General features: G+C 37.3%; 6 protein-coding genes and 1 pseudogene. 3 read left to right on the forward strand and 4 right to left on the reverse strand.

What is annotated here, in order from left to right; all coding sequences use genetic code 11:
- Both AAC037_RS17760 and AAC037_RS17765 read right to left on the reverse strand, forming a co-directional pair.
- Positions 1-252 (reverse strand): annotated as a pseudogene (locus AAC037_RS17760) (phosphoadenylyl-sulfate reductase); the annotation flags it as partial.
- A 120-nt stretch (positions 253-372) separates the two neighbouring features.
- On the reverse strand, positions 373-1,533 hold the full coding sequence (locus tag AAC037_RS17765) for an MFS transporter (RefSeq protein ID WP_339904439.1): 1,161 nt from the start codon (positions 1,531-1,533) through the stop codon (positions 373-375).
- A gap of 360 nt (positions 1,534-1,893) precedes the next feature.
- Between AAC037_RS17765 and AAC037_RS17770 the strand changes: the two genes are divergently transcribed.
- Together AAC037_RS17770 and AAC037_RS17775 are read left to right on the forward strand one after the other, a co-directional pair.
- The gene (locus AAC037_RS17770; RefSeq protein WP_339904440.1) at positions 1,894-2,577 is read left to right on the forward strand and encodes a spheroidene monooxygenase; all 684 of its coding nucleotides are present in this window, start codon (positions 1,894-1,896) and stop codon (positions 2,575-2,577) included.
- Positions 2,574-3,512, forward strand: coding sequence for a glutamate--tRNA ligase family protein (locus tag AAC037_RS17775; RefSeq protein WP_339904442.1), 939 nt, complete (start codon positions 2,574-2,576; stop codon positions 3,510-3,512). The genes AAC037_RS17770 and AAC037_RS17775 overlap by 4 nt, the downstream gene beginning before the upstream one ends.
- Before the next feature lie 70 nt (positions 3,513-3,582).
- Here the strand turns inward: AAC037_RS17775 and AAC037_RS17780 are convergent, their stop codons facing one another.
- Positions 3,583-3,948, reverse strand: coding sequence for a hypothetical protein (locus AAC037_RS17780; RefSeq protein ID WP_339904443.1), 366 nt, complete (start codon positions 3,946-3,948; stop codon positions 3,583-3,585).
- Positions 3,938-4,606, reverse strand: a complete 669-nt coding sequence (locus AAC037_RS17785) for a Gfo/Idh/MocA family oxidoreductase (RefSeq protein WP_339904445.1) — start codon at positions 4,604-4,606, stop codon at positions 3,938-3,940. Before AAC037_RS17785 ends, AAC037_RS17780 begins: the two co-directional genes overlap by 11 nt.
- 539 nt (positions 4,607-5,145) lie before the next feature.
- Here AAC037_RS17785 and AAC037_RS17790 point away from each other — a divergent pair.
- Positions 5,146-6,033, forward strand: coding sequence for a TIM barrel protein (locus AAC037_RS17790; protein ID WP_339904447.1), 888 nt, complete (start codon positions 5,146-5,148; stop codon positions 6,031-6,033).
- Positions 6,034-6,158: the final 125 nt, after the last annotated feature.

The raw sequence follows: 6,158 nt of genomic DNA on the forward strand, positions 1-6,158 counted from the left end.
TTCCAATGTTTCAGGAAAATGATACCCTGTATCAATAAAATATATTTTTTGCGCTGAATTGCTTTTGGAGAATACACTTAACAATAAAGCAGAAGTTGCCGCAAAGGAACTTGTGAGCATCACATCCTTGGGGTCAAAATCCTTATACAACTGCTTAACACGTTCTTCTACTGATAAATCTCTGTATTTATCATTCAGAGTTTTAATTTCTTCCTTAGAATAAACTTTTTTTGATATAGTGGACTCCTGCATACCAGATGCTTTTAATTATTATTCTACAAAACCTACCAATTTGGTATGGTATTAAATTTTCGTAAAAATAGTGATTAATATCTAAAAAACAATACCCTTACTTTTTTATGCGAAAAAGCACTAAGAGGCAATCTTTAAAGCAAAACTTTTTTTACTTACCCATACAAGAAAGGTGACCATTAAGCCAACGAAAGCCATCAAGGCAAAAGACATTTTCAAGTCTGTCCATTCTGCAATAAACCCTATTAAGGGAGGGCCTAGCAAGAAACCAAAAAAGGAAATGGTAGAAACCATAGCAATGGCCATTCCAGTAGGAAGAGAAGTTGCGTTTGCAGCAAGGCTAAAACACAACGGCACAATGGCAGCAGTACCTAAACCAACCATCAAAAACCCAACAATAACTACTCCAACCTGCGCAAAAGCAATTGACAAAATTAACCCTGTAAAAATCAAAAGGCCGGAACCCATTAGGACATTCATCATACCAAATCGATGCGACAATTTATCTGCAGCAAACCTACCTAAGGCCATGGCCCCCATATAGGATATATATCCTGTGGGGACCAAGTAAGCAGGTGCTTGCACCACTTTATTCATGTATACACCGGACCAATCAAACATGCACCCTTCACACATCATCCCACAAAAACCAATCATTCCCAATTTTACTAAAGTTTGATCTGGTTTTTTCCAAACCATTCCCCTAACGGAGCTTGATTTATCATTTATTTCCTGAACAAATCCTTTCCTGAAGGAAAAAACAACTACGATTCCAAGCAAAAATATAATAGAATAATGATGAAAAGGAGATAATGACAAATAAACCATGAGCCCTCCAACTCCTGCCCCGGCAAAACCAGCCAAACTCCACAAGCCATGCAAAGAACCTAAAATATTTCTCCCATAATCTTTCTCAAGGTTTAAAGCCTGTGTATTTAAGGAAATATTCATCATATTACCCAACATACCAAAGATGAAGACCATGACGGTTAAAAAAAAGGCATCCATAGAAACCCCTATACCTACCAGTACCAATATATACAGTGAAAGGCCCACCATTATCACCAGCTTGCTTCCAAATTTAATCACAGCCCAGGTAGCTAGAGGTAAAGCAAGTAATGAGCCTAAAGGAAGACCTAACAGGACAGAGCCTAATTGCCCTTCACTTAACATAAACTTTTGTTGAAAATCAGGGATTCTAGAAGCCCATGAGGAAAAACACAATCCTGTAAGGAAAAAGAAAGCACCTGCTGAAATCCTTCTTGTTTTTAATTGCACCATTGATTTTTTAATAATTCACAAAGGTAAGACAGTAAGCCTATGAATAACAAAAATCATTTTTAACTTTTTGTGAACAATTCGACAAACTATAATGGCAACTTTTGAGTTATTTAAAATTAAATGGCATTCCATTGAATTGCTGAGATTATTCCCACGAATTTCAATAGTTGTCCATTCAAATATAAAAAGACATAGACACTATGGAATTCGTAATTGCAGGAACCACAATCGCACTCGCTATTCTTTTAATAAGAACAATTATCAAAAAAGTTTTCGATTGATACCTATGGATTTCAATTTCAACATGCGTAATATTGTTAAAAAAGATCAGCCTGTGAAAATAACCAATCTTTTTTGGTCATGAATAAAAAAAAGGAAATTGTTTCTCTTACCTTTTTTAAATACCCCAAAAGAAATCGTTGGTGGGCATTCAATCAAATGCAGTTGGCCATCTCACCATTAAAGAAAGTCCAAGGAAAGAAATTCTTTAAATTGATGGGGACCGGGGGAGGATTTGGCTTCTCACTTAAGCCGGACTTTTCCACTTATGCTTTACTGATGGTTTGGGAGGACGCCGAAGCTGCCAGAAGCTTTTATTTATCTGAAACGTATCTTAGGTTTAACCAACAGTGCATTAGTAACTTCACCTATTGGATGCGTTGTATCCAAAGTCACGGAACCTGGTATGGTAAAAAACCTTTCAAACCTAGCCATGAAAAAACTAAGGGGCCAATTATGGTTATCACCAGAGCTCGTGTGAAACTGCACAAAGTTTTTCGATTTTTGAAATACATCCCTAATACTAGCCGATCTGCAGAAAAAGCATCCGGACTAATCTTTACAAAGGGGATAGGAGAATGGCCTATAATAGAACAAGCTACTTTCAGCTATTGGAACAGTCAAGCGCAAATGGAGGACTATGCTTATGGAACTGCACATAAGGAGGTCATCAAAAAAGTAAAAAATGAGAAATGGTATAGGGAAGAACTTTTTGCGAGATTTATACCTATTGACATTAACAAAATCCCGGAATCGAAGCCATGAAGATTACCAAAACCAGATTGGCACCAACCCCTAGTGGATACCTTCATATAGGGAATGTACTTTCATTCCTTATTACTGCCAGCTTGGCTAAAAAGCATGCCGCCAAAATACTACTTCGAATAGATGATTTGGATCAAAAGCGTGTGCGAATGGAATACATTCAGGATATTTTTGATACACTAGACTTTCTGGAAATCCCCTATGATGAGGGTCCCAAGAGCAGCAAGGAATTTATTCAAGATTATTCTCAGCTCAATCGGCTATCTATTTACAAAGATTATATCCACGGATTAAAAGAAAAAAAACTGATCTTCGCCTGCGATTGTTCCAGAAAAACACTCTTAAAAAATCATTCCAAGAGGTATTATACAGGCAATTGCCTTCATCGGGACTTACCCTTGGGTAAGAAACAAACAGCACTGAGGTTAATTACCGATTTAAGGCAAACAATTTATATCAATCATTATACTGAAAATCAACAAGTCCATCAACTCCCGAATGCTATGGATTTTTTTGTAATCCAAAAAAAGGATACCTATCCAAGTTATCAATTGGCATCTTTGGTAGATGATATTTATTTTGATGTGGATTTTATAGTTAGAGGAACAGACCTATGGGATTCTACCCTTGCTCAGGTTTACCTTTCAAATCAATTGCTACGGCAGCAGACTTTTGATCAAACGGTTTTCTACCACCATCATTTGTATAAAGAGGAAGGAAAAAAACTATCCAAATCTAATGGAAGTTACGCTATTCGTCAAATGATTAAAGCCGGGGTAAAAAAAGAAGGCATATACCGAACAATAGGCCATTATTTGAACTTGCCTCAGGAAATAAAGAATCTAGAAGAATTTTCAAGTCAATTCCTTCTTCTTATGAATCAATCATCAAAATCGGGTATCGTCAACAGTTCGCCACCTTTTAAAGCAGACTGATGCGCCACAATACCGGGAACTGTATAAGCGATGGCTTCATATATATTTATTTTGGGCATACGCTCTTCCACTATGGGTTGGATAAATTCATGGGTAAGAAAGGTTTGAGAGCCATCGTATCCACTGTTACGCTCATTTTCTCAGGAAGCATATCGGTTTCCCACCACTTGGTAACTTCATAAGGTGCTACTTTATTTATTGTATGTTCAAAACCGGCATTATCCTTCCCCATCTCCGATGCATTGGTGACCATTGTTGGCTCCGAGGAATGACCTGTAGGTAGGTAGAAGCTCATCTTTTCACCCCGCCACTCAGCTCGCTCTGCATTTCTTAGTACTCCTTTCCAGTTCACCTCCACCCTAAATGAATGTCCTTGATCGGTTTGAAAAAAAGCAGTTTCATTCCAAAATGGATTGTTATATTGGTTATTTTCCAATAAGCCCTCCCCTTTCCCATACCCAAGGCAACTTACTTTTTTTTAATCTTTCACCTGTAAAACTTACCAATAATGCTATACAGTGTGTGGGATAATTCATGGGTACCAACCCATGTCGCCAAGTAGGTTTGCCATTTTCAAACCAAAGAACTTCCAATCCCGGATGATTATATTCTGCTGCAGCGCTAAATACCTTGCCAAAACGACCTTCTTCATAAAATTTTCTAACAGTAATGGTCCCTTGCATGTACACACTGGTTTCTGCCATCATAAAGTTTTTCCCTGTACTTAAAACAGCCTCTTTTATTTCCCGGCATTCCTGAATGGTCATTCCCAATGGAACGGCGAACAACACATGTTTACCGGCCTTCAAACTGGCTAGGGTATGCTTGGCATGATCTGAAGCAGGCGTTGCCAGAAAAACTGCATCAATATTGGGGTCCTTTAAGAGTAAATCAAGGGCATTATATGCCTTATCACAACTGTAAGTTTTCTTTAAATGACTTCTTCTATCCTCCCGAAGGTCACTAACGGCTTCTACAATACAGTTTGGGTGTTCATGAAATTGAAATGAGGCGCCAAACCTTCCTCCCACTATTCCGATACGTATTTTCTTAGTGGCTAACAAGTCGGTTGAAAATGCATGAAAGGGACTCAAGCTTGTCAAGCCGGTAATAAGGCCTGTTTTTTATATAAAATGTCTTCTTTTCACGGTGTTAGTTAGTAATAGTAAATAAAATTAAAATATAGCTATCAATCTGAAATGCATAAGAAGGAATAATTACCTCTTAATGGAAGAACAACCCATACCATTGCATTTCAACAACCGAAACACTAACTTAAGTAAATATTGAATTCTTATAGATAATTAATACTTAAAAACAGCAATTAAGTGGTAAACCCAAACAATATATTGAAAAAGGATGAAATTAGATTAATTAGAACTAAGAAATCTGAATAAATATTTAAACAGCAAACTTAAACAAAAACGATAGATAATTAGGCTATGTATCACTTTTCCCGAAACTTAATGTTAAGGTTTTGAAATACTCAATTTTAGGAGTATTAATTTTAAAACGTTTCCAAATCCCTACTATAACAATGAACATACAATAAAAGGAGAAAGAAAGATGACCAAAAAACTTAATACTTTACATTAATCCTCCTAAATTGCTTAACAATAAACCAATTGAACCGATGAAAAATACTAACCCAAGAAGAAGAGTGCTAAAAAAAATGGCAGGAACGGGACTAGCAGGTTTGCTGATTCCCTCCTTATCAAACAGACTGGCAGCGGCAGAGTCAAGCTTACCGGAAGGCTTAAGGGGCAATGTCAATCATTCCGTTTGCAGATGGTGTTACAGTGACATTGCCTTTGAAGACCTTTGTAAAGCAGCAGTAGAAATAGGGTTAAAATCCATTGAATTGGCCGGGCCGGAAGAATGGCCAATACTCTCCAAATATGGACTAGATTGTGCAATGCCTTGGGGTGCAGGTTTGGGTATAGAAAAAGGTTGGAACAATCCTGAACTACACGATCAATTGATTGAAAGTTATAAAGAAGTAATACCTAAGGTTGCAGCAGCAGGATACAAACAGATCATTTGTTTTTCAGGTAACCGAAATGGGTTAGCGGATGAAATGGGTATAAAAAATTGTGCAATGGGTTTGAAAAAAATTATGCCTACCGCTGAAAAACATGGTATCACTATGTGCATGGAACTACTAAACAGCAAAGTAGATCACAAAGATTACCAAGCTGATCACACAGCATGGGGAGTGGCTTTATGTAAGGAGGTGGGTAGCGAGAACATGAAACTTTTGTATGACATTTACCATATGCAAATAATGGAAGGAGATGTGATAGCCACCATTAAAGAATCCCACCCATATATTTCCCATTACCATACAGGTGGGGTGCCCGGCCGCAATGAAATAGATGAAAGTCAGGAGCTATATTACCCTGCGATAGTAAAAGCCATATTGGCTACAGGGTATTCAGGATATATTGGGCAAGAATTCATTCCAAAAAGAGCAGATAAATTGGCTTCCTTACAACAGGGAGTAGAAATTTGCGATGTTTGAATATAACACTCATGGGTACAAAAAAGAGCCCTGTTTTTTACTTTTTAGTTTCAATAGTATGGGCATAAAAAGGGCTTGTTGGAAAATTCGATAAAACTTGACCACGTAAGGGTAAACTAATTCAT

It is taken from the genome of uncultured Cyclobacterium sp. (assembly GCF_963976465.1).
Taxonomy (GTDB): domain Bacteria; phylum Bacteroidota; class Bacteroidia; order Cytophagales; family Cyclobacteriaceae; genus Cyclobacterium.